Genomic DNA, 26,065 nt, shown 5'->3' on the forward strand with positions numbered 1-26,065 from the left:
GTTTGATAGTGGCACAGAAGATTGAATAACAAAATTTTCTGAAAATTGAAAATAATACTTGAAAATATCTTAAAAAGGTGTAAAATAGGGAGTATCTAAAAATGAAGTTTGGAAGAAGAGGAGAAAGACCATGACTGTAAATCTTGACTGGGAAAATCTAGGATTCTCATATATGAAACTGCCTTATCGCTATTTAGCTTACTATCGCAATGGCCAGTGGGAAGAAGGAACGTTAACGGAGGACGCTACGCTCCATATCTCTGAGTCGTCTCCCTGCCTTCACTATGGTCAGCAGGCTTTTGAAGGTCTGAAGGCTTATCGAACTAAGGATGGCAGTATTCAGCTTTTCCGTCCGGATAAAAATGCGGAGCGTCTGCAACGAACAGCTGACCGCTTGCTCATGCCGCAGGTTCCAACAGAAATGTTTGTGGATGCAGTCAAGCAGGTTGTCCGAGCTAATGAAGAATATGTTCCACCTTATGGAACAGGCGGAACCCTTTATATTCGACCTCTCTTGATTGGAGTCGGCGATATTATCGGCGTAAAACCAGCTGAAGAATACATTTTCACTATCTTTGTAATGCCTGTCGGCAATTACTTCAAAGGCGGTCTGACTCCGACTAACTTCATTGTCTCAGACGACTATGATCGCGCGGCACCGCACGGAACTGGTGCGGCAAAAGTGGGTGGCAATTACGCTGCTAGTTTATTACCAGGAAAGATTGCTAAGGATAAGCATTTCTCAGATGTGATTTATCTAGATCCTGCCACCCATACCAAGATTGAAGAAGTGGGATCTGCGAATTTCTTTGGTATCACCAAGGATAATGAGTTTGTAACACCGCTCAGTCCCTCAATCTTGCCATCCATCACCAAGTATTCTTTGCTTTATTTGGCAGAGCATAGACTAGGACTCAAACCGATTGAGGGTGATGTTCCGCTGGCGGACTTAAGTAAATTTACTGAAGCTGGAGCTTGTGGAACAGCTGCAGTTATCTCTCCTATTGGAGGTATCCAGCACGGCGATGACTTCCATGTCTTTTATAGCGAGACTGAAGTCGGCCCAGTCACTCGCAAACTGTATGACGAATTAACTGGTATTCAGTTCGGTGATATAGAAGCGCCAGAAGGTTGGATTGTAAAAGTATAATCTAAAAACTGTCCTTGATTGGCAGTTTTTATGTAATTCTAGCTTAAGATAGCTTGCGTACTCAGTCTTTTTCGTGTACAATAGAAATTTGAAAGAGGTAAGTTATGAGTAAAAAAGATAAAAAGATTGAAATTCAAATCACAGATAGCAAAGTGAAAGTCGGAGCAGACCAATTTGACGGTTATAATCTTGCTATTGGAAAGAAGGTTATCGGCGAGATAGCCGAGCTAGATGGCCAGTTTGCAATCATCAAAAATGGAAATGCTGAAAGTTTTTATAAAAAACTTGAAAGAGCCGTGGAAACTTTGATTGAAACCTATAATTTAAGCAAATAAGGGCTTGCATTTTCATTGTATCAATGTTATAATAGATAGCGTTGATTGTCGGAGAGATAGCGAAGAGGCTAAACGCGGCGGACTGTAAATCCGCTCCTTCGGGTTCGGGGGTTCGAATCCCTCTCTCTCCATTCTTTATATTAATGGGGTATAGCCAAGCGGTAAGGCAAGGGACTTTGACTCCCTCATGCGTTGGTTCGAATCCAGCTACCCCAGTTCTTAGGTAATAGATCTGATAAAATAATAAAATGTCTTCAGGTGTTTTATTTCTTTATAGGATGGAAATCGTTAACGATAGATCAATGTCATTTGCGGGTGCTTAGGAAAATAAATAAGTAGTATGTCAAGCGAAAGCTTGATTGTTGGAGGATTTTTTTAGATGAATGAATTTGAAGATTTGCTAAACAGTGTTAGCCAAGTTGAGCCAGGTGACGTCGTTACTGCTGAAGTATTGACTGTTGACGCTAACCAAGCTAATGTTGCAATCGCTGGAACTGGTGTTGAAGGTGTTTTGACTCTTCGTGAATTGACAAACGACCGCGACGCTGATATCAACGACCTTGTAAAACCAGGTGAAACACTTGAATTGCTTGTTCTTCGTCAAGTAGTAGGTAAAGATACTGACACCGTAACTTACCTGGTATCTAAAAAACGTTTGGAAGCTCGCAAAGCTTGGGACAAATTGGTTGGTCGTGAAGAAGAAGTTGTCACTGTTAAGGGCACTCGTGCAGTTAAAGGTGGTCTTTCAGTTGAGTTTGAAGGACTTCGTGGATTTATCCCTGCTTCAATGCTTGATACTCGTTTCGTTCGCAACACTGAGCGTTTTGTAGGTCAAGAGTTTGATGCTAAGATCAAAGAAGTAGATCCAAAAGAAAACCGCTTCATCCTTTCACGTCGTGAAGTTGTAGAAGCTGAAGCTGCAGCAGCGCGTGCTGAAGTCTTTGGTAAGTTGAATGTTGGCGATGTTGTAACTGGTAAAGTTGCTCGCATCACTAGCTTCGGTGCTTTCATTGACCTTGGCGGAGTTGATGGATTAGTTCACTTGACTGAATTGTCACATGAACGCAACGTATCACCTAAGTCTGTTGTATCAGTTGGTGATGAAATCGAAGTGAAAGTTCTTGACTTGAACGAAGAAGAAGGACGCGTATCCCTCTCTCTTAAAGCAACAACACCTGGACCATGGGATGGCGTTGAGCAAAAACTTGCTGCAGGCGATGTGATCGAGGGAACTGTAAAACGTTTGACTGATTTCGGTGCTTTCGTTGAAGTATTGCCAGGTATCGATGGATTGGTTCATATTTCACAAATTTCACACAAGCGTGTTGAAAGCCCTAAAGATGCCCTTAAAGTTGGTCAAGAAGTAACTGTTAAGGTTCTTGAAGTGAATGCTGCTGATGAGCGTGTATCACTTTCTATCAAGGCTCTTGAAGAACGTCCAGCTCAAGAAGAAGGACAAAAAGATGAGAAACGTCAATCACGTCCTCGTCGTCCAAAACGTCAAGAAAAGCGTGACTTTGAACTTCCAGAAACTCAAACTGGATTCTCAATGGCTGATTTGTTTGGCGATATTGAATTGTAATTAGATAAAAGAAGTTGTGAAATCTCAACTTCTTTTTCTGATTTTCACTTGTGTTTTTAGAGAAAATCAGTTATAATGAATTAGTTGCCACCCTTAGTGTAATGGATATCACGCAAGATTCCGGTTCTTGAGATGGGAGTTCGATTCTCTCAGGGTGGATGACTTAAAATTGGACTCTTTGGAGTCTTTTTTTGCTTTTTTTTTGGAGAAAATATGCAATGACAGTAAAATTAATCGCCCATACCTTTATCGAGAAAGACGGGAAGTATTTGCTTATCAAACGCTCGAAAATAAAGCGAGGTCGTCCTAATGTCTATCCATCTTATTGGGATATTCCCGGTGGGAGTGTAGAAGAGAATGAACTGCCCAGAGAGGCTGCTCTACGTGAGGCTATGGAGGAGGTTAATCAAAAGATTCGGATTGATAAGATTATCCATGAAGATAGTCAATTTGACTCTATAAAAGATACTGTTTTCACATGCTTAATTTATGCGGGTATGATTATGGAGCAGCGCGATATTATATTAGATCCAGAAGAGCATACAGACTTTGTCTGGATTTCTTCTTTAGAAGACATGGATAGAGAGCTCATCGCGCCTTATTTGATAGATATTTTTGCTGACAAATCTGTATAAAGCAACAAAAAAACATCCCCTTTTATCTGGAGATGTTTTTTAAATTAGTTTTTAGATGCTTCTTGGAATTCAGGATTCTTCCATGCTTCATCAATAATTGCTTGCAATTCTTTAGCAGAAGCTTGCATTTTTTGTGTTTCAGCATCGTTCAATGGGATGTTTACTGGACGGACGATACCATGAGCACCAACGATAGCAGGCTGACCAATGAAGACATTTTCAACACCATATTGGCCTTCTTGGAAGACTGACAAAGGCAATACAGCATTTTCATCGTCAAGGATAGCTTTTGTGATACGAGCCAAAGCAACCGCGATACCGTAGTAAGTTGCACCCTTTTTGTTGATGATAGAGTAAGCTGCATCACGAACGGAGATGAAAAGATCAACCAAGTCTTGTTCATTCAAGTCACGGTTAGCTTGTAACCACTGCTCCAATTTCACACCTGCAACGTTAGCGTGTGACCAAACCGCAAACTCAGAGTCACCATGCTCACCCATGATGTAGGCATGGACAGAACGAGCATCGATGCCAATCTTTTCAGCAAGAGCTTGACGGAAGCGAGCTGAGTCAAGTGAAGTACCTGAACCGATAACGCGCTCTTTAGGGAAACCAGAGAATTTCCATGTAGAGTATGTCAAAACGTCCACTGGGTTAGCAGCAACGAGGAAGATACCGTTAAAGCCTGATTCTACAACTTGAGTAACGATAGATTTGTTGATAGCCAAGTTTTTGCCAACAAGGTCAAGACGAGTTTCACCTGGTTTTTGAGGTGCACCTGCAGTGATAACAACCAGGTCAGCATCCGCACAGTCTGCATAAGTAGCTGCATAGATTTTTTTAGGTGAAGTGAAAGCAAGTGCGTGACTAAGGTCTTCAGCATCACCGACAGCCTTTTCAAATAATTGAGGGATTTCAATGATACCAAGTTCTTGAGCGATACCTTGGGTTACAAGAGCAAATGCGTAAGATGAACCTACAGCACCGTCACCGACAAGGATGACTTTTTTATGTTGTTTAGTAGCAGTCATTTCTAAACATCTCCTTATTTTTTTAGGGAATATTTCCCATACACATTCATTCTACCACTTTTGACATATTTTGTCACGGTCAACTTGTATATCTAGCGATGTAAACGTTTTTAGAAACGGTTCAAAATACTGAAAAATTAAAGAAAATGTGGTATAATATAGGATAGTTTAATATGAAAGAAAGGCATTTTTTAATGCAAGACAGAAACTTAGTAAATGTTAATCTGACTAGTGAAATGAAGACTAGTTTCATCGATTACGCTATGAGTGTTATCGTGGCTCGGGCACTTCCAGATGTTCGTGATGGTCTCAAACCAGTTCACCGTCGGATTCTCTATGGTATGAATGAGCTGGGCGTGACGCCTGAGAAGCCTCACAAGAAATCAGCTCGTATCACTGGGGATGTCATGGGTAAGTATCACCCGCATGGTGACTCCTCTATTTATGAAGCGATGGTGCGGATGGCTCAATGGTGGAGCTATCGCTATATGCTCGTAGATGGCCATGGAAACTTCGGTTCTATGGACGGAGACGGGGCCGCTGCTCAACGTTATACAGAAGCACGTATGAGCAAGATTGCTCTTGAGATGCTTCGTGATATTAATAAAAACACTGTTGATTATATTGACAACTATGATGCCAGCGAGAGAGAGCCTGTAGTTCTTCCTGCTCGCTTCCCTAACTTACTTGTAAATGGTGCGACAGGGATTGCGGTTGGGATGGCGACCAATATCCCACCACATAATCTTGGTGAGTCTATTGATGCAGTTAAACTTGTCATGGACAATCCGGAGGCAACAACTCGCGACATCATGGAAGTCCTGCCTGGACCAGATTTTCCTACAGGTGCACTGGTTATGGGTAAGTCTGGTATTCACCGGGCTTATGAAACAGGGAAGGGTTCGATTGTTCTTCGTTCTCGCACTGAAATTGAAGAGATGAAAAATGGCCGTGAGCGAATTGTCGTAACCGAGTTTCCATACATGGTTAATAAGACCAAGGTCCATGAGCATATTGTTCGTTTGGTGCAGGAAAAACGCATTGACGGTATCACAGCTGTTCGTGATGAGTCCAACCGTGAAGGGGTCCGTTTTGTCATTGAGGTTCGTCGTGATGCCTCTGCACATGTCATTCTAAATAACCTTTTCAAGCTGACTCAGATGCAGACCAATTTCAGCTTCAATATGCTGGCTATTCAAAATGGTGTTCCGAAGATTCTGTCTCTACGTGAGATTTTGTTGGCTTACATTGAGCACCAAAAAGAAGTAGTGACTCGACGGACGGCTTTTGATAAAGAAAAGGCAGAAGCTCGAGCTCACATCTTGGCTGGTTTGCTGATTGCGTTGGATCACATTGATGAAGTGATTCGCATTATCCGTAATAGCGAAACGGACGCAGAAGCTCAAGCTGAATTGATGGCTAAGTTTGAGCTGTCTGAGCGCCAGAGTCAGGCTATCCTTGACATGCGTCTGCGTCGTCTGACTGGTTTGGAGCGTGATAAGATTCAGTCAGAGTACGACGAATTGATTGCTTTGATTGCGGACTTGGCTGATATCTTGACTAAGCCAGAGCGCGTTATCGCTATTATCAAGGAAGAGTTAGACGAGGTCAAACGTAAATTTGCGGATGACCGTCGAACTGAGCTGATGGTGGGAGAAGTTCTTTCTCTTGAAGATGAAGATTTGATTGAGGAAGCGGATGTTTTGATTACCCTGTCTAATAAAGGCTATATCAAACGCCTGAATCAGGCTGAATTTACCGCTCAGAAACGCGGAGGCCGCGGTGTTCAAGGAACTGGTGTCAAAGACGATGACTTCGTCAAAGAGCTGGTTTCAACGAGTACTCACGATAGACTGCTCTTCTTTACCAATAAAGGCCGAGTCTATCGTCTCAAAGGATATGAAATTCCTGAGTACGGTCGGACAGCCAAGGGCTTGCCGGTGGTCAATCTCTTGAAGCTGGATGAAGGAGAGACTATTCAGACCATTATTAATGTCCAACAAGACCGCAGTGATGATTCCTATCTCTTCTTTACTACCCGTCATGGGGTGGTCAAACGGACCAGTGTGACGGAATTTGCTAATATTCGTCAGAACGGTCTCAAGGCTTTGAATTTGAAGGATGAAGACGAGTTAATTAATGTCTTTCTGACGGACGGTGCTGCAGACGTTATCATTGGTACCAAGTTTGGTTATTCTGTCCGCTTCAATGAGACAGCTGTCCGGAGCATGAGCCGTATAGCAACTGGTGTGCGAGGTGTTAACTTGCGTGATGGAGACCAGGTTGTTGGAGCTGGTGTGATTGCTGAGGGAGACGAAGTGCTTGTTATCACCGAAAAAGGCTATGGTAAGCGAACTCTTGCCAGCGAGTATCCAACCAAGGGTCGTGGCGGTAAAGGGATTAAAACAGCCAATATCACTGATAAGAACGGACCCCTTGCTGGTCTGATGACTGTTACTGGCGAGGAAGATTTGATGATTATCACTAATACAGGCGTCATCATTCGGACCAGTGTGGCTAATATTTCTCAGACTGGTCGCTCGACCATGGGAGTTAAGGTCATGCGTCTGGACCAAAATGCTCAGATTGTCACCTTTACAAGCGTCGAAGCAGATGATAAAGAAGATGTAGCAGAGGAAGAAAACGAATCGTAAAAGAGGACCTCTATATGGTACAAAGAAAAAGAAGTCGAAAAAGAAAACAAAAAAGCAAAAGAAATATTTTTATCAATATTGTTGCGACATTATTAATTATTGTGGCTCTTGGCTTAATCTTTAATGCGCAAATCCGAAACATGATTATGGTCTGGCATACCAACCAATACCAGGTCAGCAAGGTTTCTAAAGACTCTATTAATAAAAATAAAAATGTTGAGACTAGCTTTGATTTTAATAAGGTAGAGTCACTTTCTACAGAAGCAGTTATCAACGCTCAGTGGAAAGCCCAGCAACTGCCCGTTATCGGAGGCATCTCTATTCCAGAAGTTTCCATGAATTTGCCAATCTTCAAAGGACTGGATAATGCTGGATTGTATTATGGTGCTGGTACGATGAAAGAGACCCAGCAGATGGGGCAGGGAAATTATGCCTTGGCTAGCCACCATGTCTTTGGCATCACAGGGGCTAGTAACATGCTTTTTTCCCCACTAGATCGTGCCAAGGCTGGCATGAAGATTTATATCACTGATAAAGAGCAGGTCTATACTTATGTAATCACCAGTGTTGAAACGGTAACTCCGGATCGAACGGATCTGATTGAGGATACAGAAGGTGTTACAGAGATTACTTTGGTTACCTGTGAGGATGCCGAGGCAACCAACCGGACTATTGTCAAAGGAACCTTAGAAGGTTCTGTCGAGTATGATAAGGCTCCTAAGGAAGTTCTTGAATCTTTCAGTAAGTCCTATAATCAAATGCAGATCTAAAGTTAAAAAAATTTTCACTCCAAAGGTTAGAATGAACTCTAATTTTTGGAGCTTTTTTTATCTAAAATTTGTTTTGGGCAAAAGATTTTTTGTATCTACTCTTGCTGATTTATACTCTTTTTCCGAATTATAAGATAAGGAGGTTTCTATGTATAGCATTTCATTTCAAGATGATATTAGCATGATGCCGCGGGAGCGATTGATGAGAGAAGGCGCTGAAAAACTCAGTAACCAGGAGCTTCTATCAATCTTTCTCAGAACAGGCAACAAAAAAGAAACTGTTTTTCAAGTTTCTCAAAGAATTCTATCATCTATTTCCAGTTTGAACGATCTCAAGTATTTAACTTTGCAGGAATTGCAAACAATTTCTGGAATCGGTCCGATTAAAGCTGTAGAATTACAGGCGATTATCGAATTGGGGCGTCGGATTAACCGAGCAGAGGTTCTGCAGAAAGAGCAGATTATGGGCAGTCAAAAATTAGCCCAGAAGATGCAGCAGGAATTGGGAGATATGAGGCAGGAGTGCTTGGTTGCTATTTATCTTAATAGTCAAAATCAAATTTTGCATCAGCAGACTATTTTTATGGGGACTGTAAGCAGAAGTATTGCTGAGCCAAGAGAAATTCTCCACTATGCTCTCAAGCACCTAGCGACATCTATCATACTGGTACACAATCATCCATCAGGCTCAGTCGTTCCTAGCAGAAACGACGATGAAGTGACCCAGCATATGAAAGAAGCTTGTGAGATGATGGGCTTGGTTCTTTTAGATCATTTGATTGTGTCCAAGTCCAACTACTATAGCTACCGAGAGGAGACAGATATGATATAATTTGATTTACTTGAATATAAAAAACTTCTATTCGTGTTGAAAAGAGGCTTTTCTAGGAATAGAGGATTTTAAAGAATATTGACAACGTAATCAAACAGAGCTAAGTCTCCTTCTCTGGAGCCAAATAAGAACTCTGGGTGCCATTGGACGCCAAGGAAAGGACTACCGTCAGTAGAAGTGATGGCTTCAATAATCTTATCGCGTGGATCATAGGCGATGACTTCTAGGCCAGTAGCCAAATCCCTGATACTCTGGTGGTGGAAGGAGTTGATTTCAGATGCAGGGCCATAGATTTCATGCAGAATAGAGCCATTCTTGGTCACCATGCTTTGAGTTGTGTACTCAGCAGAGCTATCTTGCCAATGATCTTCAATGTCTTGATGAAGAGTACCGCCCAGGGCGACATTATAAAGTTGGGTTCCGCGGCAGACAGTGAAGATTGGTTTATTTTGACGGCGGGCTTCCTTGATTAAAGCTAATTCAAAAATGTCCCGTTTGAGTAGATAATCATCACTGTCAATGGCTTTTTCTTCTCCATAGAATTGTGGACATACATTCTGACCGCCTGTGATGATTAATTTGTCAATAATGGAAACATACTGTTTTGCCATCTCTTCATCACCGATTGGCAAAATCATTGGAATTCCGCCAACTTCTTTAACTCCCTCAACGAATCCAGTCGCCGTATAGCTCATATGGATGAAGTGATCGTCTGGGATTTCTCTTTCATTTCCGGTTATTCCAATAATTGGTTTACTCATTGAGTATTCAATACCTCTTTCAAATTAATGTTCATTTTTTCTCATGAAGTAGAGCAGAGTCTGCAGTTCACTAGTCAGGTCAACATACTGAACGACCACGTCCTTAGGTAGGGATAGATTTACTGGTGAAAAACAGAGAATGCCCTTGACACCAGCCTGAACTAAGATTGATGCAACTTCTTGAGCTTTTACGCTAGGTACAGTTAGGATGGCAGTTTGCACATTTCCTGACTGTATTTTTTCTTTGATTTGGGAAATTCCATAGATAGGAATCCCATCGCTGGTTGTGCTGCCAACTTCTGGATGATCATCTGTGTCAAAAGCCATTACAACCTTCATTTTATTGCGCTCATGAAAACGATAGTGCAGCAGAGCCCGCCCCATATTACCGACACCAACAATCATGACATTGGTGATAGCATTGTCATTCAAGAGGTCAGCAAAAAAGTTCATTAATTTCTTGACATCATAGCCAAATCCTCTGCGGCCAAGTTCACCAAAATAAGAAAAATCTCGTCTGACGGTAGCAGAGTCAATACCAATAGCTTCAGCGATTTGCTTGGAGTTGGCTTTCTCAATCTTCTCAGCATTAAACCGTTTAAAAATACGATAGTAGAGCGACAGTCTCTTAGCAGTTGCTCGGGGAATTGTAGTATTTTTTTCAGTTTTCACAAAATCACAACCTTTCTAATTCTATTTTATAGGAAGTTTGTGAAAAAATCAACTAATTAAGGGTGTTTGATTCACTAAAAAAGAAAAGAGTGAAAGTTTGAGTCATGCTATAAATTCGAAGTGCTTAGTTCTGGTAGGGAGTCAAGTCTAACTGGTACATCTGGCGATACAAGTCCCCAATTAGCCCTGTAAAAGGCAGTTGGTGCTCATTGTAAGTTATGGAAAGTACTTTGAGCGAGTCAGGAACTGTGACGCAGCCAGAGAAAGCGAGAAGAAATTCGTCGAAGTCTTCATAAGTGAGTGTTCGTTTTACCTTATATGAGTCCAAATAGATCAGTTCAACCATAGTTAATCCTTTCCTTGTGTTCGGTTGGTCATTTCTTCAAGTGCTCTAAGCAGAAGGCAAGCTCATTTGTTTTTTTAAGAGTCTAAATCAAAAAAGCAAAATTGCGAGAATCTTGCTTATTGTGGAGTCTTTTCAAAAATGTTTCTTTCAACCAGGCTATCCATCAAGAAATAAAATTTTTGCTGAATAATGTGATGGTCTTCTGATTTGAAAATATTGACCAAGCGCAGGCCTGATTTGTCAGTGATGTTGATTTTGAAGCCATTCAAATCTTTATTGACGATTATTTTCAGCAGAAAGCCATTTCCGCTGTTGGGAACAGATTCCAGCAGACGAGAGAGTTCATAGTTGCCAACCTTGCTTTCCGCGAAAGTATTGTCGCGCAAGGTAAATTTCTTGACATTTGGGTGAAGTGAATAGGTATATTCACAGTTTGTTAAGCTAACAGATGTTTGAAAGGCCATCTTATCCTCCTAAAATTTCTTTTAATTTCTTTGTAAATGATTGAATCTCTTGCAGAGTCGTTTGGTCCGAAGTACTGATCCGAACGGACTCATGCAAGCGGTTGGAATCCTCGTCATACATAGCCTGCAAGACATGACTAGGTTGTATAGCTCCGGCAGTGCAGGCTGATCCTGTTGAAATGGAAAATCCATTTAAATCCATTTGAAGTAGGAGCAGGTCATTTTTTTGATTGGGAAATCCCAAATTGATGACGTAAGGCAAGCTTGGCTGACTTTCATTTAAGTAATAGTCAATGTCCGATAAGTCAGCAAGTAAGCTGTTTTTTAAGTCTTGCGCATGCTCTAGATTTTCCTCTAGATGTTCCATGCTCTCTGACAGAGCCGCCGCCATGCCTGTGATAGAGATTAGATTTTCAGTTCCGGCCCGGTGTTTTTCTTCCTGATCACCACCGTGCATGAAATTGTCAAAATCCATCTTCTTGGCATAAAGGAAGCCAACGCCTTTGGGGCCATGAAACTTATGAGCTGAAGCAGATAGAAAGTCAATCCCTAGCTCGTCAGGGTAAATGGGAAGTTTACCAATTGCTTGGACAGCATCAACGTGAAAAGCAGCAGGATGTTCTTGCAGTAGTTCACCAATTTCCTTAATGGGGAGCATGGCACCCGTCTCGTTATTAACTGCCATGACAGATACAAGAATAGTGTCAGGTCTAAGAGACTTCTTAATATCCTCAGCTCGAATCTGACCATCCACTGGCTGAACAAAAGTAGCTTCGAAGCCAAATTTATCTACTAAGTACTCTACCACTTCTAAGACAGCATGGTGCTCAATAGCACTGGTGACAATATGCTTCCCTCTGTTCTGGTGACGAAGGGCATAGCCTTTGATAGCAGTATTATTGCTTTCAGTTCCGCCTGAAGTAAAAAGAATCTTATTGCTTTGAGTATGCAGAGCTTGAGCAATATCCTCACGCGCCTGTCTGAGCAGTTTACTAGCCTCTCGGCCATGGCTATGCGTACTGGATGGATTTCCAAAGACGGTCATCGTTTTGGTCATTGCTTGGATTGCAGCGGGCGACAAAGCAGTTGTAGCAGCATTATCTAAATAAATCACTCCGGTTACCTTATTTCTTTTGATAGGCAAAGAGTGGGCTGACTGGTCTTCTTTCTTGGATACGGACAATGGCATCACCAATCAGTTCACTTGCTGTAATATAGTGGAGATTCTTAGGTGTTTTTTCTTTGGTATCAACAGAGTCGGTCACAAGTATTTCTCTGATAGGAGAATCATCCAGCAATTCCGCAGCTTTATCCGCAAAGAGACCATGACTGGATACAGCATAGATTTCGACTGCGCCTTCGCGACAGACAATTTTAGCTGCTTCAGAGAAAGTCCGACCGGTATTTAAAATGTCGTCAATCAGAATTGCTTTCTTACCTTCGACATCTCCGATGATATATCCTTCAGATCGACCCGCCTCATCTTCGCCATAATCAATGATAGCGATAGGGGCATCCAGATATTCTGCCAAATTGCGGGCGCGTTTAACACCAGAGTTTTTAGGACTGACGACAACGACATCATCTCCCGTTAACCCCATATTGCAATAATGTTTAGCAAAGAGTGGGATAGTGAAGAGGTTATCGACTGGGATATCAAAGAAACCTTGGACCTGCACGGCATGAAGATCCAGAGAAATCACGCGATCTACTCCAGCGCCGACAAGCATGTTGGCAACCAGTTTAGCTGTGATTGGCTCGCGAGGAGCAGCAGTTCGATCCTGACGGGCATAACCAAAATAAGGCATCACAACATTAATCGTATTGGCACTTGCACGCTTGCAGGCATCCACCATAATCAAGAGTTCCATCAAGTGATTATTGACAGGGAAGCTAGTAGACTGAATGATGTATATATCATAGCCACGGACACTTTCTTCAATGTTAATCTGAATCTCGCCGTCCGAGAATTGGCGGGAGGAAAGTTTTCCCAAAGGAACCCCAGCAGCCTCAGCGATTTTTTCAGCTATGGAATGATTGGAGTTGAGGGAAAAAAGCTTCATATTTTTTTTATCTGACATGAGTTGGACCGTCCTCTTTTTGTGTCATTTCTATAATCTAATGCTCCATGAAATTTATATTTCAATAGTCTTTAGATTGCTACCTTTTATTTTACCAAAAAAATTAGATTATTTCAGCTATTTTGTGGTCGTTGATTTACAAGTTTTCAGAAAATCTTGCTATCTTGCTCTTACTAGGTTTGTAGTCGATGCAGTGCTGTTTTAGGAAGTTGAGGAAATTTTCTTTTCCTTTTTCGAAATCTTCAACTTCGACTTCGAGTTCGAAGTCTTTTTTGTCCAAGTAGTGGCTCTCATCCAAAGCAAATAGGCCGATTTTGTCTTCTTTTTCATAGCGGATAGTCTCTAGAGAACCTAGAATCTTCAAGTCTTGGATGGGAATTTCTTTTTGAAGCAGCGTCTCTAAAATCTCTCCCGCAGGAAATTCATTGTTCTGCAAAATGTTTTCGGTTTCTTCTGGTGTCAAGTTCTGATTGAGTTCCAAGGCTCCGACTTCTTGAGGAATCTTGAGCGTCAGCTCAGCTTCGCGATGGTTAAAAGTTCGTACTCGAAAAGCCATGTGGGCGTGTCGGATACTCTGCTGATCTGACTCGATGTAGTAGTTGGTCTGGCTAATAGGGGAAATATCAGCAAATAACTGGAGCAGACGGTCGTGCTCTTCTTTGGTCAGCATGGTTTTGAATTCAATTTCTAAGTGATTCATTTTCATATCCTTTTCTTTTTTTTGAAAGCGATTTATGTTATAATAACAGTTGTGTTTATTTTATACAAAAAATAATGATATGACAAGGTAAGTGTATGACAATAGAATGGGAAGAGTTTCTAGACCCCTATATTCAAGCTGTTGGAGAGCTAAAAATTAAGCTGCGTGGAGTGCGAAAGCAATACCGCAAGCAGCAACGCCATTCTCCGATTGAATTTGTGACCGGACGTGTCAAGCCGATTGAGAGCATTAAAGAAAAGATGATTCTGAGAGGCATTCGCGAGGAAAATATCGAGCAAGAGATGCAGGATATTGCAGGCTTACGAGTCATGGTCCAGTTTGTCGATGATGTGGATGAAGTTTTAGAAGTCTTGCGAAATCGGACTGATATGCGCATTGTGCAGGAGCGGGATTACATCAAAAACAAAAAAGCCAGTGGCTATCGGAGCTACCATGTGATTGTAGAGTATCCAGTTGATACGATTAATGGTCATAGGCTTATTCTGGCTGAGATTCAGATTCGCACCCTTTCGATGAATTTTTGGGCTACGATTGAGCATTCTTTAAATTACAAGTATAAAGGAGAATTTCCCGAGGAGATCAAGTGTCGCTTGGAAACGACAGCTAATCTTGCCTATCAGCTGGATGAGGAGATGGGAGAAATCCGTGATGCTATCCAGGAGGCGCAGGCTCTCTTTGATCCTCTTCACCGCAAGTTAAATGACGGTGTGGGAAATAGTGATGATACAGATGAAGAATACAGATAAAAAAATAGCGATTATCCGCAATCGGAAAAGACAGAGTGAACAAGTCTATCAGGATTTGAAGCAGAAGCTGAAACAGAATGGCTTTATTTTAACTCCTAAGAATCCCGACATCGTGATTTCGGTGGGTGGTGATGGCATGCTGCTATCAGCTTTTCATATGTATGAAGAACATCTGGATCGGGTCCGCTTTGTCGGTGTGCATACAGGGCATCTCGGCTTTTATACAGACTACCGTGATTTTGAACTAGATAAGCTGGTAGAAAATCTCAAATTAGATACTGGTGCTCAGGTTTCTTATCCAATTTTAAATGTCAAAATCACTTTTGAAAATGGTGATACACGCACTATTCGTGCTTTGAACGAAGCAACAATCAAGCGTTCGGATCGGACTATGGTAGCTGATGTCATTATCAATCGGGTTCATTTTGAGCGTTTCCGAGGAGATGGGATTTCCGTCTCTACTCCGACGGGCAGTACTGCCTATAACAAATCTCTAGGTGGAGCGGTATTGCATCCGACAATCGAAGCCTTGCAGGTGACAGAAATTGCCAGTCTCAACAATCGGGTTTATCGGACATTGGGTTCGTCTGTCATTGTTCCCAAAAAGGATAAGATTGAGCTGGTACCGACCCGCAGTGACTATCACACTATTGCGGTTGATAATCAGACTTTCTCTTTCAAAAACATTGTCCGTATTGAGTACCAGATTGACAATCACAAGATACATTTTGTGGCTTCGCCAAGCCATACCAGCTTTTGGAATCGTGTCAGAGACTCCTTTATTGGAGAGTGCCAGGAATGAGGTTTGAGTTTATTGCTGATGAACATGTCAAGGTAAAGACCTTTTTGAAGCGACATGAAATTTCCAAAGGCCTCTTGGCTAAGATAAAATTTTCCGGCGGAAACATTCTTGTCAACCATCAGCCTCAGAACGCTATTTATCTCTTGGATATTGGCGATAAAGTGACGATTGACATTCCTTCTGAAAAAGGATTTGAGAGTCTGAAAGCTGTTGATAAGGACTTGTCTGTCGTCTACGAGGATGAGCATTTCTTGGTTTTGGATAAACCGGCAGGGGTGGCCAGTATTCCCAGTGTTAATCATTCCAATACTATGGCAAACTTTGTTAAGGCTTACTATATTCGTCATGCCTATGAAAACCAGCAGGTGCATATCGTGACGCGTCTGGATAAGGATACAAGTGGGCTCATGCTCTTTGCCAAGCATGGCTATGCTCATGCCAGATTGGACAAACAGTTGCAGAAGAAGCTGATAGAAAAGCGCTATTACGCTCTAGTTCGGGGGACTGGTGACTTAGAAGAGCAAGGTGAGATTATTGCTCCGATTGGACGCAATCCTGAGAGTATCATTACGAGGCGCGTGACAGAGGATGGCAAGTACGCTCATACCAGTTACAAGGTCATAGAGCGATTTGGAGATGTCTATCTAGTGGATATTCATCTGCATACTGGGCGGACTCATCAAATTCGCGTTCATTTTTCACACATTGGCTTTCCGCTTTTGGGTGACGACCTTTATGGAGGGAGTTTGGAACACGGAATAGAGCGCCAAGCTTTACATTGTCATTCTTTGAAATTTTATAATCCTTTTAGTAGTCAGGAAGTTGAGCGTGCCAGTCCTTTGCCAGAAGATTTTAAACAAGTTATTGAGAAATTAAAAGAATAAGAGATAAAGGAGTTTTAAGAAACATGAAAATTTTTGACTCAATTCGTGAAGCCTTGAAAGATAAGGAAGTAAAGATTGTCTTGCCAGAGGGTGAGGAGCCACGGATTTTGCAAGCAACTAAACGCTTGGTGAAAGAAACCGATATTACACCAGTTCTTTTGGGGAATCCAGATAAAATCCGTATTTATCTGGAAATTGAGGGAGTAAAAGAAGGATATCAGGTTATTGATCCTTCAAACTGTTCTTGCTTTGAAGAACTGGTAGAAGCATTCGTTGAGCGTCGTAAAGGGAAAATCACTGCAGATGAAGCACGTCAGTTGCTAAAGGAAGACGTTAACTACTTTGGTGTTATGTTGGTTTATCTTGGTAAAGTCCAAGGAATGGTATCTGGCGCGATTCACTCTACAGCAGCGACTGTTCGACCGGCTCTTCAAATCATCAAGACCCTGCCTTGGGTGTCTCGTACTTCAGGAGCCTTTCTCATGGTGCGTGATGACGAACGCTACATTTTCAGTGACTGTGCCATCAATATCGATCCAGATGCCAATGTTTTGGCGGAGATTGCTGTTAACTCAGCTTTGACAGCACAAATTTTCGGTATTGATCCCAAAGTTGCCATGCTCAGCTATTCGACCAAGGGCTCTGGTTTCGGTGAAAAGGTTGATAAGGTAGTGGAAGCGACTAAGCTGGCTCAGGAAATGCGTCCAGACTTGGCTATCGATGGTGAATTGCAGTTTGATGCAGCTTTCGTTCCTGCAACAGCTGAACTGAAAGCACCTGGCAGCCCTGTGGCTGGTCAAGCGACTGTCTTTGTCTTCCCAAGTATCGAAGCTGGGAATATTAGTTACAAAATGGCAGAGCGTTTAGGTGGCTTTTCAGCAGTAGGTCCTATCTTGCAGGGTCTTAACCACCCAGTTAATGATCTTTCTCGAGGCTGTAATGCGGATGATGTTTATAAGCTGACTTTGATTACAGCCAGTCAGGCTGTTGGTCATTATTAAACGATAAGAAACAATTGGAGGGCATAAGCTCTTCAATTTTTCTTGTCTTATGCTATACTAGATTTATGTTAGATTTGAAAGAATACGGAATTGAGATGTGGGAGGCAAATAAAATCGCCTCTTTTCGAGAGAAATTATTAACTTGGTATGATGAAAACAAACGTGATCTGCCTTGGCGTAGAACAAATAATCCTTATCATATCTGGGTTTCTGAGATTATGCTGCAGCAGACTCGGGTGGATACGGTGATTCCTTACTATGAGCGCTTTCTTGACTGGTTTCCGACTGTAGCTGATTTAGCTCAGGCGCCAGAGGATAGACTGCTCAAGGCTTGGGAAGGGTTGGGCTATTATTCGCGGGTGCGAAATATGCAAAAAGCAGCTCAGCAGATAATGGCAGATTTCGCTGGAAAATTTCCTGCTAGCTATGAAGGAATTGCTAGCCTCAAAGGAATTGGACCTTATACTGCTGGTGCTATTGCTAGTATCGCTTTTGGACTAGTTGAGCCTGCGGTAGATGGCAATGTCATGCGGGTGCTGAGTCGATTATTTGAAGTTGATTTAGATATTGGTCAACCTAGCAATCGTAAGGTCTTTCAGGCTATGATGGAGATTCTGATTGATCCAGACAGACCCGGAGATTTTAATCAAGCGCTGATGGATCTGGGGTCAGATATCGAAGCTCCTCTTAATCCTCATCCAGAAGACAGTCCTGTAAAGGAGTTCAGCACAGCTTATTTGAATGGAACAATGGATAAATATCCAATCAAAGCACCTAAAAAGAAGCCAGTTCCAGTCTATCTGCAAGGCTTGATTATCGAAAACGAAAAGGGACAGTTCTTGCTTGAAAAGAATGAGGCTGCTGGCTTATTATCAGGTTTTTGGCATTTTCCCTTGATTGAAATCGAGGAATTTCAAACTGAAAATCAGATGTCCCTCTTTGAGGTGGCAGAAAATCAGCCAAGTCTGGATCTGTCTCCTCAAGAAAGCTTTGAGCAGGATTATGATTTGATTGTTGATTGGCAGCAGCAGTCCTTTTCAAAAGTGCAGCATGTTTTCAGTCATCGCAAGTGGCATATCCAGCTGGTTTATGGCCGAGTTAAAGATAGTCAGCACGCAGCTGAGGGAGAGGTCTTGTGGCTTGATCCGGAAGACTTTGGCAATTACCCCTTTGCCAAACCCCAGCAGAAGATGTGGGAGGCTTTTCAGGAAGTTAGAAATAAGTAAAAAAATCTGAGACTTTTTTGGTCTCAGATTTTTGAATTGAATCAATTTTATAAGTTTGCAAAAGCTTTAATCTCATCTGCAGTCATAGAAGAATCACACCGAACAGATACTTGGCCGTCTTGAACATGAACAAAACCAGGAACTGTCGGAATGCTGTATTCAGAGCGGAAGGCTTGCAGTTTCTCTAATTCGCTAGCTTCTTCGCTATTGATAAAGAAAATATACGCCTTGGTATCAGCGACCACGCCAGCAAGAGTAGCAGCGAATTTACGGCAGTAAGGGCAAGTTTTGCGACCTACGAAGAAAGTTGCTGTCTCTTTGTCAGCAATTGCTTGACGAGCTCGGTCTACAGTTGTGACTTCCAAGTCTTTAATATTTTGAGCAAATTGTTCCATAAATCATCCTCATTTCTTTTGATAAAACTAGTATGCCATAAAAAGCAGAAAAATGCTTGATTTGGAAACGAAAAACCAGAGAATGTGAATTTCATTCTCTGGTTGATTGGTTGATAGTGTTATTTTACTTGATAAAGGAATTAATCTCTGCTTCAATAGCAGCGATTTTTTCTTGAGCATCTTCATTGCTGTCACCGACAACGGCAATGTAGAACTTGATTTTTGGTTCTGTTCCAGATGGACGGACAGCAATCCATGAGCCATCAGCCAAAGTGTATTTCAGCACATCGCTTGGAGGAGTTGTCAGAGCTGTAACAGTACCGTCTGCGGCAGTAGAAGTCTGTGCCTTAAAGTCTTCTGTAACAGAAATAGCAGTAGCGTTGAATTCTTTCGGAGCATTGTCACGGAACTTAGCCATGATAGCCTTGATTTGCTCAGCTCCATCAACACCAGACAAGGTTACAGAGATAGTCTTTTCAGCAAAGTAACCGTACTCTTTGTAGATTTCTTCAATACCGTCAGCCAGAGTCAAGCCTCGTGAGCGATAGTAAGCAGCAAGCTCAGCCACAACCAAAACAGCTTGGATAGCGTCTTTATCACGTACAAACGGTTTAATCAGATAGCCGAAGCTTTCTTCGAATCCCATCATGTAGGTGTGGTTGTGCTTTTCTTCGAATTCTTGAATCTTTTCAGCGATAAATTTGAAACCAGTCAAGACATTGAACATGGTTGCGCCATAACTTTCGGCAATCTTAGTCACCAAGTCAGTAGAAACGATAGACTTGCAAAGTGCTGCGTTTGCTGGCAGAGTTCCAGCACTCTTATGAGCTTCCAAGATGTACTTAGCCATGATAGCTCCGATTTGGTTACCTGAAAGGTTGAGATAGCTGCCATCTTTTTGCAGAACTTCGACACCGACACGGTCAGCATCTGGGTCAGTTGCGACCAAGACATCTGCACCAACTTTACGGCCCAATTCCTCAGCCAAGGCAAAGGCTGCTTGGCTTTCAGGATTTGGAGACTTAACAGTAGAGAAGTCTGGATCAGCTACAGCTTGAGCTTCAACAACTTCTACAGAATCAAATCCAGCTTGAGCCAAAGCACGACGAGCCAACATTTCACCAGTACCGTGCAGAGGAGTATAGACAATCTTCATGTCCTTGCCGTATTCATCAATCAGTTTTTGGTTGATATTGACATCTTTAACTTCCTTGAGGTATTCAGCATCAATAGCATCACCAATCACTTCAATCAAGCCAGAAGCTTTTTCAGCTTCAACATCAGCAACCTCAATAGCAAAAGGATTTTCAATCGCACGGATGTAGCCTGTCAATGCATCTGCATCATGCGGAGGCATTTGTCCGCCGTCTTCACCATATACCTTGTAGCCGTTAAATGGAGCAGGGTTGTGGCTGGCTGTAATCATGATACCAGCGAAAGTTCCCAGATGACGCACTGCAAATGAAAGTTCTGGAGTTGGGCGCAAACTTTCAAAGACATAGGACTTGATGCTGTGCTTAGCTAAAACAGCAGCAGATTCAAAAGCAAATTCTGGTGAGAAATGACGGGAGTCGTAAGCAATAGCAACACCGCGTTTTTTGAACTCATCACCTTTTTCTTCAATCAAGCGAGCCAAACCTTCGGTCGCCTGACGGACAACATAAATATTAATACGGTTGGTACCAGCGCCAATCAAACCACGCATACCAGCAGTACCAAACTCAAGATTGGTGTAAAAGGCATCTTCCTTAGTTTTTTCGTCCATACTATTCAAGTCTTCACGAAGATAGTCCGGAAGTTCAGCATAATCAAGCCATTTTTTGAAGTTATCTTGATAAGTCATAGGTGGAGTCTCCTTTATTTTTGAAATGAAGAGTGGAAAATTTAGTAAAAAATCCTGCTCTTAAATTTTCTTAATCGCTTTCATTGTAGCATATTTTCATTAATTTTGAAAGAGGTTACCTAGAAAACGATGAAATACTTTTCAGGGCATTCTTTCAAGGATTTCAAGATGGTAGAGCTGAATTGCAGTATTAAAAAAAGACCAAACCAAGGCTTGGTCTGGAAAGCTAATTTATCATCATTTTTTAGCTTTTTCAAGTGCAGGAATGATAGTTGCTGTCAAAACCGCAGAAATGATTAACTCGGCAATTGAATTTGCTGATAGAATCACAGCCAGAAGTGCTTTGATATCTCCTTGGTATACATTTGCAAAGAGAAAGAAGATACCGCCCAAGACAAAGATAGTATTGGTGGCAGAACCTACGGAACCTGCTACAATCAAGCCAGCCTTATTTTTCATAGCTTTATATACGAAATAAGGAGTGATACCAATGAGAATGCGAGGGACCATGGCAACAAGAAACGAAGAAATGCTTCCATTTGGCACAAAAGGGCTAAAGAGATAGCTAGTTGGCAGCAACACCAAGGTATTGGTGACAACGCTGATACATCCCATAAGGCCACCTAGAACAGCTCCGACTTTAGGGCCATAGAGGATACTGGCGATAATCACTGGGATGTGAATAATCGTAGGTTTAATCGGTACTGGAAGTAAGTTGAAAATAACCGAGCTGAGTAGGTGCAGTACCAACATAATGGCAAAGAAAATAGCAATTTGAGCAATTTTAGATTGTTTTTTCATAAATAAGTTCCTTTACTGTATCAATAATCGTATCAATTTCAGCTAGAGCACCTGTCCCCTGATCGCCACAGGCTAGAACAGCTTCGCGCGGCTGGATAATCTTCCATCCAAAACGCTGCAGACGCTCCAAATTGTGCTGGGTTAGTGGATTTTCAAACATCTTAGTGTTCATAGCTGGAGCCAAAACTTTCTTCGTATGAGGTGGCAGAGCCAGGGCAGTAGCTGTCACCATATTATCAGCTAAACCGTTGGCTAATTTAGCGATGGTATTGGCTGTAGCTGGCGCAAGCAAAAAGAGATCAGACTCTTTAGCGATGTCAATGTGATTGACCTTGCTAGGGTCAGGTTCTTGCATAATATCAATTGCAACTGGTCTTTGCGACAAGACTTGCAGGGTCAGCGGTGTGATAAATTCTGTCGCTGCATCTGTCATGAGGACAGCAACATCAAAGTTTTCTTTCTTTAGACGGCTAGTAATGTCAGCTGCCTTGTAAGCTGATATGCTGCCGCTGACGGCTAAGGTAATCTGTGTCATCATTTACCTCCTTACGGATTATGGATATGCAGGTAGAGGAGCTGAGCAATTTCTTCTTTGGATTGAGCATGGGTTACAGTATCATTTCCGACAAGATAGGCTTTGTGCTCCTTATTAGAAATCTCTGTCAAATCATTGGCGACAATGATTTCTGCTTGATTTTTTATGAGACTGGCTCGTGCGGTCTCGAGTAACTCTTCCTTAGAAACATCGACTAAGAGTTTGAAGCCAATCAAGCGAATATCTGGATTCCATTTTTTTACCAAGCTGATGATTTTTGGTGTTTGTTTGAGAAAAAGAACTTGAACATCATCCTGAGAAGAAATCTTGCTTTCTGAGTTAGTCTTATTCAGAAATTCAGTTAGATCAGGGCTAGCTGCTACAGCTTCCAAACCAGTCATATAGACGGGGGCGTAGTCTGAGACAGCCATTGCATGAATCAGTACATCATGTGTGTGAACGAGTGGCTCCAAGCTTTCAAGCAGTTCAGCAACATTTTCAATCTGTACAATGGTAAGATTGGGATGAGCTGCAGGGCGAATAGCCTTGGGAGTCGTCACCAGAGTAACCTGATCGCCCTTGCCTAGAAAAGTTTCAGTTATGATTTTTCCAAGCCGGCCAGTTGAATGATTGGTAATAGAGCGGACACGGTCGATTTTCTCGCTGGTCCCGCCAGAAGTAATCAATATCTTCATAGCCTTATTTTACAAGAAAAAAGAAATTTAGTAAAATAATTCTAATTGCAGAGTGTCACAGCGGAAAATAATTCTCTGAAATCTTATATTTTAGAGAATATAATTTTCTTAACTTTCCTTTTTCCCGAACATTAAAATCTTTTTAGAGCTTAATCATGTAGATTTTGCTCTTTTTTGTTATAATCTTTATATTAATTGACAGAGGAGTTCTTGATGAAAACAGATATTGAAATTGCTCAAAGTGTTGAATTGCAGCCTATTGTTGATGTAGTGAAAAAAGTCGGCATCAACTATGATGACTTAGAACTATATGGTAAGTACAAGGCTAAGCTCAGCTTTGATAAAATTCGTGAGGTTGAAAAAAATCCTGTTGGCAAACTGATTTTGGTAACGGCAATCAATCCGACACCTGCTGGAGAAGGTAAATCTACCATTACCATTGGACTAGCTGACGCTCTCAACAAAATTGGAAAGAAAACTATGATTGCTATCCGGGAACCATCTCTGGGGCCTGTGATGGGCATCAAGGGAGGAGCGGCTGGCGGCGGTCATGCGCAGGTTCTACCGATGGAAGATATCAACTTGCATTTTACTGGAGACATGCACGCAATTACGACAGCTAACAATGCCCTGTCAGCTCTCATTGATAATCATCTTCATCAGGGAAATGCTCTGGGAATCGATCAGCGTCGTATTATCTGGAAGCGGGTGGTTGACCTAAATGACCGAGCTCTTCGCCATGTGACTGTTGGTTTAGGAAGTCCGGTTAATGGTATTCCGCGAGAAGATGGTTTTGATATCACAGTCGCTTCTGAAATTATGGCGATTCTTTGCTTAGCTACGGATATTGAAGATTTGAAAAAGCGCTTGGCTAACATTGTCATCGGTTATCGCTATGACCGCTCACCAGTCTATGTTCGTGACCTTGAAGTAGAAGGAGCTTTGGCTTTAGTCTTGAAAGATGCGATTAAGCCAAATCTAGTTCAGACTATTTACGGGACACCAGCCTTTGTTCATGGCGGTCCTTTTGCCAATATCGCTCATGGCTGTAACTCTGTTTTAGCGACTAGCACAGCGTTGCGCTTGGCCGATTATACAGTGACAGAAGCAGGATTTGGTGCGGACCTTGGTGCTGAGAAATTCTTGGATATTAAAACTCCAAACTTACCGACTTCTCCAGATGCAGTCGTAATTGTTGCAACCTTGCGCGCCCTCAAGATGAATGGTGGAGTAGCTAAGGATGCACTTACAGAAGAGAATATTGAGGCGATCCAAGCTGGTTTTGCTAATCTCAAGCGGCACGTTGAAAATATCCGTAAGTTCGGTATTCCAGTTGTAGTAGCTATCAATGAATTCGTTTCAGATACGGCTGCTGAAATTACTGCGCTTAAGGAACTTTGTGCAGAAATTAAGGCTCCAGTTGAGCTAGCTAGCGTCTGGGCTGATGGCGCTGAAGGTGGTGTATCTCTGGCTGAGACTGTAGTCAAAACCATTAATGAAGAACCTGCTCATTACACTCGTCTCTATGATAATAATCTTTCGATTGAAGAAAAAATAGAGAAAATTGTCAGAGAAATTTATCGTGGTTCAAAAGTGAACTTTGAGAAAAAAGCGCAGACTCAAATTCGAGAAATTGTCAAAAACGGCTGGGATAAGCTGCCAATCTGCATGGCTAAAACACAGTATAGCTTCTCAGACAATCCTGCTGCTCTGGGCGCGCCGGAAAACTTTGAAATTACCATTCGTGAATTGGTACCAAAACTTGGGGCAGGCTTTATCGTGGCTTTGACAGGAGATGTCATGACCATGCCAGGATTGCCAAAACGTCCTGCGGCACTTAATATGGATGTGGCAGCAGACGGTACAGCGATTGGTCTATTTTGATTATGGTTTAAAAAACTCTTTACGAGCTTTTTTGGTATAATAGTGGAAATACTGAGAATAGACTACGGAGTCAACATGAACATTAGATTAGCAACACCATCAGACGCTGCAACCTTGCTTGCTATTTATGCGCCTTATGTAGAAAATACAGCCATCACTTTTGAATATGAAGTACCGACCATTGAGGATTTTGCAACTAGGATTGAGAAAACATTGGAAAAATATCCTTATCTGGTAGCGGAGGAAGATGGTTTAATTTTAGGTTATGCTTATGCTTCGACTTATTATGCGCGTGCAGCCTATGATTGGGCGGTGGAATTATCCGTCTATGTCAGTCAAGATGCTAGAGGAAAAGGAATCGGCAGTAAGCTTTACGATGCTTTGGAAGAAATGTTAGAGCAGATGGGATATATGCATTTTCTAGCCTGTATTTCTTTGCCTAACGAAGATAGCATTGCTTTTCATACTAAGCGAGGTTATCAGCAAGTAGCACATTTCCCTAAAATTGGCTATAAATTCGAACGTTGGCATGATATTGTTTGGCTGCAAAGATCCTTAGGAAAGCATGCTGGATCCATCAAACTTTTAAAAGAAATGGAATGGAAATGATGAAAAAGAAACATTTATTAATAACTCTTCTAAGCATTACCCTTTTGACTTTGACCGGTTGTCAGTCCGTTGAAAATTGGTTTAAAAATGCCAAGGAGGAATGGATTGGTTTAGAGATGACGGTTCGAACCTATGATGAAAATTCCCAACTCATAGATCAAATGTCGGGTAAGTCTCTATCCATTTCGCGTAACGAGGAGTTTGACTCAGTTGATGCGGAAGGAATTTCCAAGGAAGATTCATCTGTGCTCAAAATTACTTTGGGTAAGTATGAGATCGACCATGTGGGCTCTTCCTTGATTGCAGAAGAAAAGGGCTTGAAAGACGTGTTTGCCCAGTATCAAAAGACTGCAGATGTTGAGGAGAATAGCCATGCAGTTCCCGTTTTAAATCGCATGATATCAGCTTTTAAAAACGACTTTACTGGAAAGAAAAAAGTTATTCTGATTCGCTCTCAAAACGGGACTCCGCTGGCTGCCTATGCTGGCGATCATGTCTCTCTTGATAATTCAGATGCTCCTAAAACCTCTGAATTGCTGATTGATGGCAAGAGGCTAGTGATTTACCGCTGTGACTACACTATTTATGACCGTGAATTGCTGGAGTAAGC

At 41.9% G+C, this 26,065-nt stretch carries 27 protein-coding genes, 3 tRNA genes and 1 pseudogene; 18 read left to right on the forward strand and 13 right to left on the reverse strand.

The window, feature by feature from the left end; all coding sequences use genetic code 11:
* Positions 1–124: 124 nt before the first annotated feature.
* From MK370_RS01800 to MK370_RS01830, 7 genes and pseudogenes are all read left to right on the forward strand, one after another.
* Positions 125–1,150, forward strand: a pseudogene (locus tag MK370_RS01800) (branched-chain amino acid aminotransferase); the annotation flags it as partial.
* 104 nt (positions 1,151–1,254) lie between these two features.
* Entirely contained in the window at positions 1,255–1,485 is a 231-nt protein-coding gene (locus tag MK370_RS01805; RefSeq protein ID WP_268683908.1) for a DUF2969 domain-containing protein, read from the forward strand.
* 50 nt (positions 1,486–1,535) lie between these two features.
* Positions 1,536–1,616, forward strand: a tRNA-Tyr gene (locus MK370_RS01810).
* 13 nt (positions 1,617–1,629) lie between these two features.
* Positions 1,630–1,701: transfer RNA gene (locus MK370_RS01815), tRNA-Gln, on the forward strand.
* 163 nt (positions 1,702–1,864) lie between these two features.
* The gene (gene rpsA / locus MK370_RS01820) at positions 1,865–3,067 is read left to right on the forward strand and encodes a 30S ribosomal protein S1 (protein ID WP_002909688.1); all 1,203 of its coding nucleotides are present in this window, start codon (positions 1,865–1,867) and stop codon (positions 3,065–3,067) included.
* 87 nt (positions 3,068–3,154) lie between these two features.
* A tRNA-Arg gene (locus MK370_RS01825) sits at positions 3,155–3,226 on the forward strand.
* 59 nt (positions 3,227–3,285) lie between these two features.
* The gene (locus tag MK370_RS01830) at positions 3,286–3,702 is read left to right on the forward strand and encodes an NUDIX hydrolase (protein ID WP_268683909.1); all 417 of its coding nucleotides are present in this window, start codon (positions 3,286–3,288) and stop codon (positions 3,700–3,702) included.
* 44 nt (positions 3,703–3,746) lie between these two features.
* Here MK370_RS01830 and MK370_RS01835 read toward each other — a convergent pair whose 3' ends face one another.
* Positions 3,747–4,733, reverse strand: a complete 987-nt coding sequence (locus MK370_RS01835) for an L-lactate dehydrogenase (protein ID WP_009660370.1) — start codon at positions 4,731–4,733, stop codon at positions 3,747–3,749.
* Between the two features lie 194 nt (positions 4,734–4,927).
* Here MK370_RS01835 and gyrA point away from each other — a divergent pair, with 194 nt between their 5' ends.
* From gyrA to radC, 3 genes are all read left to right on the forward strand, one after another.
* Positions 4,928–7,387: a DNA gyrase subunit A gene (gyrA, locus tag MK370_RS01840; RefSeq protein WP_268684458.1), complete on the forward strand. Its 2,460-nt coding sequence runs from the start codon at positions 4,928–4,930 to the stop codon at positions 7,385–7,387.
* 14 nt (positions 7,388–7,401) lie between these two features.
* Positions 7,402–8,157: a class A sortase gene (locus MK370_RS01845; protein WP_268683910.1), complete on the forward strand. Its 756-nt coding sequence runs from the start codon at positions 7,402–7,404 to the stop codon at positions 8,155–8,157.
* 148 nt (positions 8,158–8,305) lie between these two features.
* Positions 8,306–8,989 (forward strand): RadC family protein, encoded by a 684-nt coding sequence (gene radC / locus MK370_RS01850; RefSeq protein WP_002900302.1) that lies wholly within the window; start codon positions 8,306–8,308, stop codon positions 8,987–8,989.
* Between the two features lie 68 nt (positions 8,990–9,057).
* On the opposite strand, the gene MK370_RS01855 is transcribed toward radC, so the two are convergent.
* The 7 genes from MK370_RS01855 to MK370_RS01885 all read right to left on the reverse strand — a co-directional run bounded on the left by MK370_RS01855 (position 9,058) and on the right by MK370_RS01885 (position 14,013).
* Complete coding sequence (locus tag MK370_RS01855; protein WP_268683911.1) at positions 9,058–9,750, reverse strand: gamma-glutamyl-gamma-aminobutyrate hydrolase family protein; 693 nt, start codon at positions 9,748–9,750, stop codon at positions 9,058–9,060.
* Positions 9,751–9,774: 24 nt separating this feature from the next.
* Entirely contained in the window at positions 9,775–10,422 is a 648-nt protein-coding gene (locus MK370_RS01860; protein ID WP_125382264.1) for a redox-sensing transcriptional repressor Rex, read from the reverse strand.
* Between the two features lie 124 nt (positions 10,423–10,546).
* On the reverse strand, positions 10,547–10,768 hold the full coding sequence (locus tag MK370_RS01865) for a DUF4649 family protein (protein WP_268683912.1): 222 nt from the start codon (positions 10,766–10,768) through the stop codon (positions 10,547–10,549).
* A gap of 116 nt (positions 10,769–10,884) precedes the next feature.
* On the reverse strand, positions 10,885–11,232 hold the full coding sequence (locus MK370_RS01870) for a DUF1831 domain-containing protein (RefSeq protein WP_268683913.1): 348 nt from the start codon (positions 11,230–11,232) through the stop codon (positions 10,885–10,887).
* A 1-nt stretch (position 11,233) separates the two neighbouring features.
* Complete coding sequence (locus MK370_RS01875; RefSeq protein ID WP_326845066.1) at positions 11,234–12,346, reverse strand: cysteine desulfurase family protein; 1,113 nt, start codon at positions 12,344–12,346, stop codon at positions 11,234–11,236.
* A gap of 10 nt (positions 12,347–12,356) precedes the next feature.
* A complete protein-coding gene (locus tag MK370_RS01880) occupies positions 12,357–13,313 on the reverse strand; it encodes a ribose-phosphate diphosphokinase (RefSeq protein ID WP_048773468.1) in 957 nt (318 codons plus the stop codon).
* Between the two features lie 136 nt (positions 13,314–13,449).
* The gene (locus MK370_RS01885; RefSeq protein ID WP_032913581.1) at positions 13,450–14,013 is read right to left on the reverse strand and encodes a CYTH domain-containing protein; all 564 of its coding nucleotides are present in this window, start codon (positions 14,011–14,013) and stop codon (positions 13,450–13,452) included.
* A 95-nt stretch (positions 14,014–14,108) separates the two neighbouring features.
* On the opposite strand from MK370_RS01885, the gene MK370_RS01890 reads away from it, so the two are divergent.
* The 5 genes from MK370_RS01890 (at position 14,109) to mutY (ending at position 18,693) form a co-directional block, all read left to right on the forward strand.
* The gene (locus tag MK370_RS01890; protein ID WP_002904528.1) at positions 14,109–14,780 is read left to right on the forward strand and encodes a GTP pyrophosphokinase; all 672 of its coding nucleotides are present in this window, start codon (positions 14,109–14,111) and stop codon (positions 14,778–14,780) included.
* On the forward strand, positions 14,764–15,582 hold the full coding sequence (locus MK370_RS01895; protein ID WP_326845076.1) for an NAD kinase: 819 nt from the start codon (positions 14,764–14,766) through the stop codon (positions 15,580–15,582). Before MK370_RS01890 ends, MK370_RS01895 begins: the two co-directional genes overlap by 17 nt.
* Positions 15,579–16,466: an RluA family pseudouridine synthase gene (locus tag MK370_RS01900; RefSeq protein WP_268683915.1), complete on the forward strand. Its 888-nt coding sequence runs from the start codon at positions 15,579–15,581 to the stop codon at positions 16,464–16,466. The genes MK370_RS01895 and MK370_RS01900 overlap by 4 nt, the downstream gene beginning before the upstream one ends.
* 23 nt (positions 16,467–16,489) lie before the next feature.
* The gene (gene pta, locus MK370_RS01905; RefSeq protein ID WP_002900314.1) at positions 16,490–17,467 is read left to right on the forward strand and encodes a phosphate acetyltransferase; all 978 of its coding nucleotides are present in this window, start codon (positions 16,490–16,492) and stop codon (positions 17,465–17,467) included.
* Positions 17,468–17,532: 65 nt separating this feature from the next.
* On the forward strand, positions 17,533–18,693 hold the full coding sequence (gene mutY, locus MK370_RS01910; protein WP_268683916.1) for an A/G-specific adenine glycosylase: 1,161 nt from the start codon (positions 17,533–17,535) through the stop codon (positions 18,691–18,693).
* A gap of 47 nt (positions 18,694–18,740) precedes the next feature.
* On the opposite strand, the gene MK370_RS01915 is transcribed toward mutY, so the two are convergent.
* From MK370_RS01915 to MK370_RS01935, 5 genes are all read right to left on the reverse strand, one after another.
* Positions 18,741–19,088 (reverse strand): thiol reductase thioredoxin, encoded by a 348-nt coding sequence (locus MK370_RS01915; protein ID WP_002897535.1) that lies wholly within the window; start codon positions 19,086–19,088, stop codon positions 18,741–18,743.
* Positions 19,089–19,212: 124 nt separating this feature from the next.
* Positions 19,213–20,931 (reverse strand): phospho-sugar mutase, encoded by a 1,719-nt coding sequence (locus tag MK370_RS01920; RefSeq protein ID WP_268683917.1) that lies wholly within the window; start codon positions 20,929–20,931, stop codon positions 19,213–19,215.
* 237 nt (positions 20,932–21,168) lie between these two features.
* Positions 21,169–21,732, reverse strand: coding sequence for an ECF transporter S component (locus MK370_RS01925; protein ID WP_268683918.1), 564 nt, complete (start codon positions 21,730–21,732; stop codon positions 21,169–21,171).
* Positions 21,716–22,267: a phosphopantothenoylcysteine decarboxylase gene (gene coaC, locus MK370_RS01930; RefSeq protein WP_268684460.1), complete on the reverse strand. Its 552-nt coding sequence runs from the start codon at positions 22,265–22,267 to the stop codon at positions 21,716–21,718. Before coaC ends, MK370_RS01925 begins: the two co-directional genes overlap by 17 nt.
* Before the next feature lie 11 nt (positions 22,268–22,278).
* Complete coding sequence (locus MK370_RS01935; protein WP_268683919.1) at positions 22,279–22,962, reverse strand: phosphopantothenate--cysteine ligase; 684 nt, start codon at positions 22,960–22,962, stop codon at positions 22,279–22,281.
* 213 nt (positions 22,963–23,175) lie between these two features.
* Between MK370_RS01935 and MK370_RS01940 the strand changes: the two genes are divergently transcribed.
* The 3 genes from MK370_RS01940 to MK370_RS01950 all read left to right on the forward strand — a co-directional run bounded on the left by MK370_RS01940 (position 23,176) and on the right by MK370_RS01950 (position 26,063).
* Positions 23,176–24,846 carry a formate--tetrahydrofolate ligase gene (locus tag MK370_RS01940; RefSeq protein WP_268683920.1) on the forward strand — a complete coding sequence of 557 codons (1,671 nt, stop codon included), beginning with the start codon at positions 23,176–23,178 and terminating at the stop codon, positions 24,844–24,846.
* A 75-nt stretch (positions 24,847–24,921) separates the two neighbouring features.
* Positions 24,922–25,455, forward strand: a complete 534-nt coding sequence (locus tag MK370_RS01945; protein WP_268683921.1) for a GNAT family N-acetyltransferase — start codon at positions 24,922–24,924, stop codon at positions 25,453–25,455.
* Positions 25,452–26,063 carry a DUF5052 family protein gene (locus MK370_RS01950; RefSeq protein WP_268683922.1) on the forward strand — a complete coding sequence of 204 codons (612 nt, stop codon included), beginning with the start codon at positions 25,452–25,454 and terminating at the stop codon, positions 26,061–26,063. Before MK370_RS01945 ends, MK370_RS01950 begins: the two co-directional genes overlap by 4 nt.
* Positions 26,064–26,065: the final 2 nt, after the last annotated feature.

It is taken from the genome of Streptococcus sanguinis (genome assembly GCF_026781265.1).
Classification (GTDB): domain Bacteria; phylum Bacillota; class Bacilli; order Lactobacillales; family Streptococcaceae; genus Streptococcus; species Streptococcus sanguinis_T.

Coding starts and splice junctions, on each gene's coding strand:
- MK370_RS01900 (WP_268683915.1), top strand. CDS start 15,579: ATGAGGTTTGAGTTTATTGCTGATGAACATGTCAAGGTAAAGACCTTT.
- MK370_RS01885 (WP_032913581.1), bottom strand. CDS start 14,013: ATGAATCACTTAGAAATTGAATTCAAAACCATGCTGACCAAAGAAGAG.
- MK370_RS01835 (WP_009660370.1), bottom strand. CDS start 4,733: ATGACTGCTACTAAACAACATAAAAAAGTCATCCTTGTCGGTGACGGT.
- gyrA (WP_268684458.1), top strand. CDS start 4,928: ATGCAAGACAGAAACTTAGTAAATGTTAATCTGACTAGTGAAATGAAG.
- MK370_RS01845 (WP_268683910.1), top strand. CDS start 7,402: ATGGTACAAAGAAAAAGAAGTCGAAAAAGAAAACAAAAAAGCAAAAGA.
- MK370_RS01855 (WP_268683911.1), bottom strand. CDS start 9,750: ATGAGTAAACCAATTATTGGAATAACCGGAAATGAAAGAGAAATCCCA.
- MK370_RS01880 (WP_048773468.1), bottom strand. CDS start 13,313: ATGTCAGATAAAAAAAATATGAAGCTTTTTTCCCTCAACTCCAATCAT.
- MK370_RS01935 (WP_268683919.1), bottom strand. CDS start 22,962: ATGAAGATATTGATTACTTCTGGCGGGACCAGCGAGAAAATCGACCGT.
- MK370_RS01805 (WP_268683908.1), top strand. CDS start 1,255: ATGAGTAAAAAAGATAAAAAGATTGAAATTCAAATCACAGATAGCAAA.
- rpsA (WP_002909688.1), top strand. CDS start 1,865: ATGAATGAATTTGAAGATTTGCTAAACAGTGTTAGCCAAGTTGAGCCA.
- MK370_RS01870 (WP_268683913.1), bottom strand. CDS start 11,232: ATGGCCTTTCAAACATCTGTTAGCTTAACAAACTGTGAATATACCTAT.
- pta (WP_002900314.1), top strand. CDS start 16,490: ATGAAAATTTTTGACTCAATTCGTGAAGCCTTGAAAGATAAGGAAGTA.
- MK370_RS01945 (WP_268683921.1), top strand. CDS start 24,922: ATGAACATTAGATTAGCAACACCATCAGACGCTGCAACCTTGCTTGCT.
- coaC (WP_268684460.1), bottom strand. CDS start 22,267: ATGACACAGATTACCTTAGCCGTCAGCGGCAGCATATCAGCTTACAAG.
- MK370_RS01925 (WP_268683918.1), bottom strand. CDS start 21,732: ATGAAAAAACAATCTAAAATTGCTCAAATTGCTATTTTCTTTGCCATT.
- radC (WP_002900302.1), top strand. CDS start 8,306: ATGTATAGCATTTCATTTCAAGATGATATTAGCATGATGCCGCGGGAG.
- MK370_RS01895 (WP_326845076.1), top strand. CDS start 14,764: ATGAAGAATACAGATAAAAAAATAGCGATTATCCGCAATCGGAAAAGA.
- mutY (WP_268683916.1), top strand. CDS start 17,533: ATGTTAGATTTGAAAGAATACGGAATTGAGATGTGGGAGGCAAATAAA.
- MK370_RS01940 (WP_268683920.1), top strand. CDS start 23,176: ATGAAAACAGATATTGAAATTGCTCAAAGTGTTGAATTGCAGCCTATT.
- MK370_RS01890 (WP_002904528.1), top strand. CDS start 14,109: ATGACAATAGAATGGGAAGAGTTTCTAGACCCCTATATTCAAGCTGTT.
- MK370_RS01915 (WP_002897535.1), bottom strand. CDS start 19,088: ATGGAACAATTTGCTCAAAATATTAAAGACTTGGAAGTCACAACTGTA.
- MK370_RS01920 (WP_268683917.1), bottom strand. CDS start 20,931: ATGACTTATCAAGATAACTTCAAAAAATGGCTTGATTATGCTGAACTT.
- MK370_RS01830 (WP_268683909.1), top strand. CDS start 3,286: ATGACAGTAAAATTAATCGCCCATACCTTTATCGAGAAAGACGGGAAG.
- MK370_RS01950 (WP_268683922.1), top strand. CDS start 25,452: ATGATGAAAAAGAAACATTTATTAATAACTCTTCTAAGCATTACCCTT.
- MK370_RS01865 (WP_268683912.1), bottom strand. CDS start 10,768: ATGGTTGAACTGATCTATTTGGACTCATATAAGGTAAAACGAACACTC.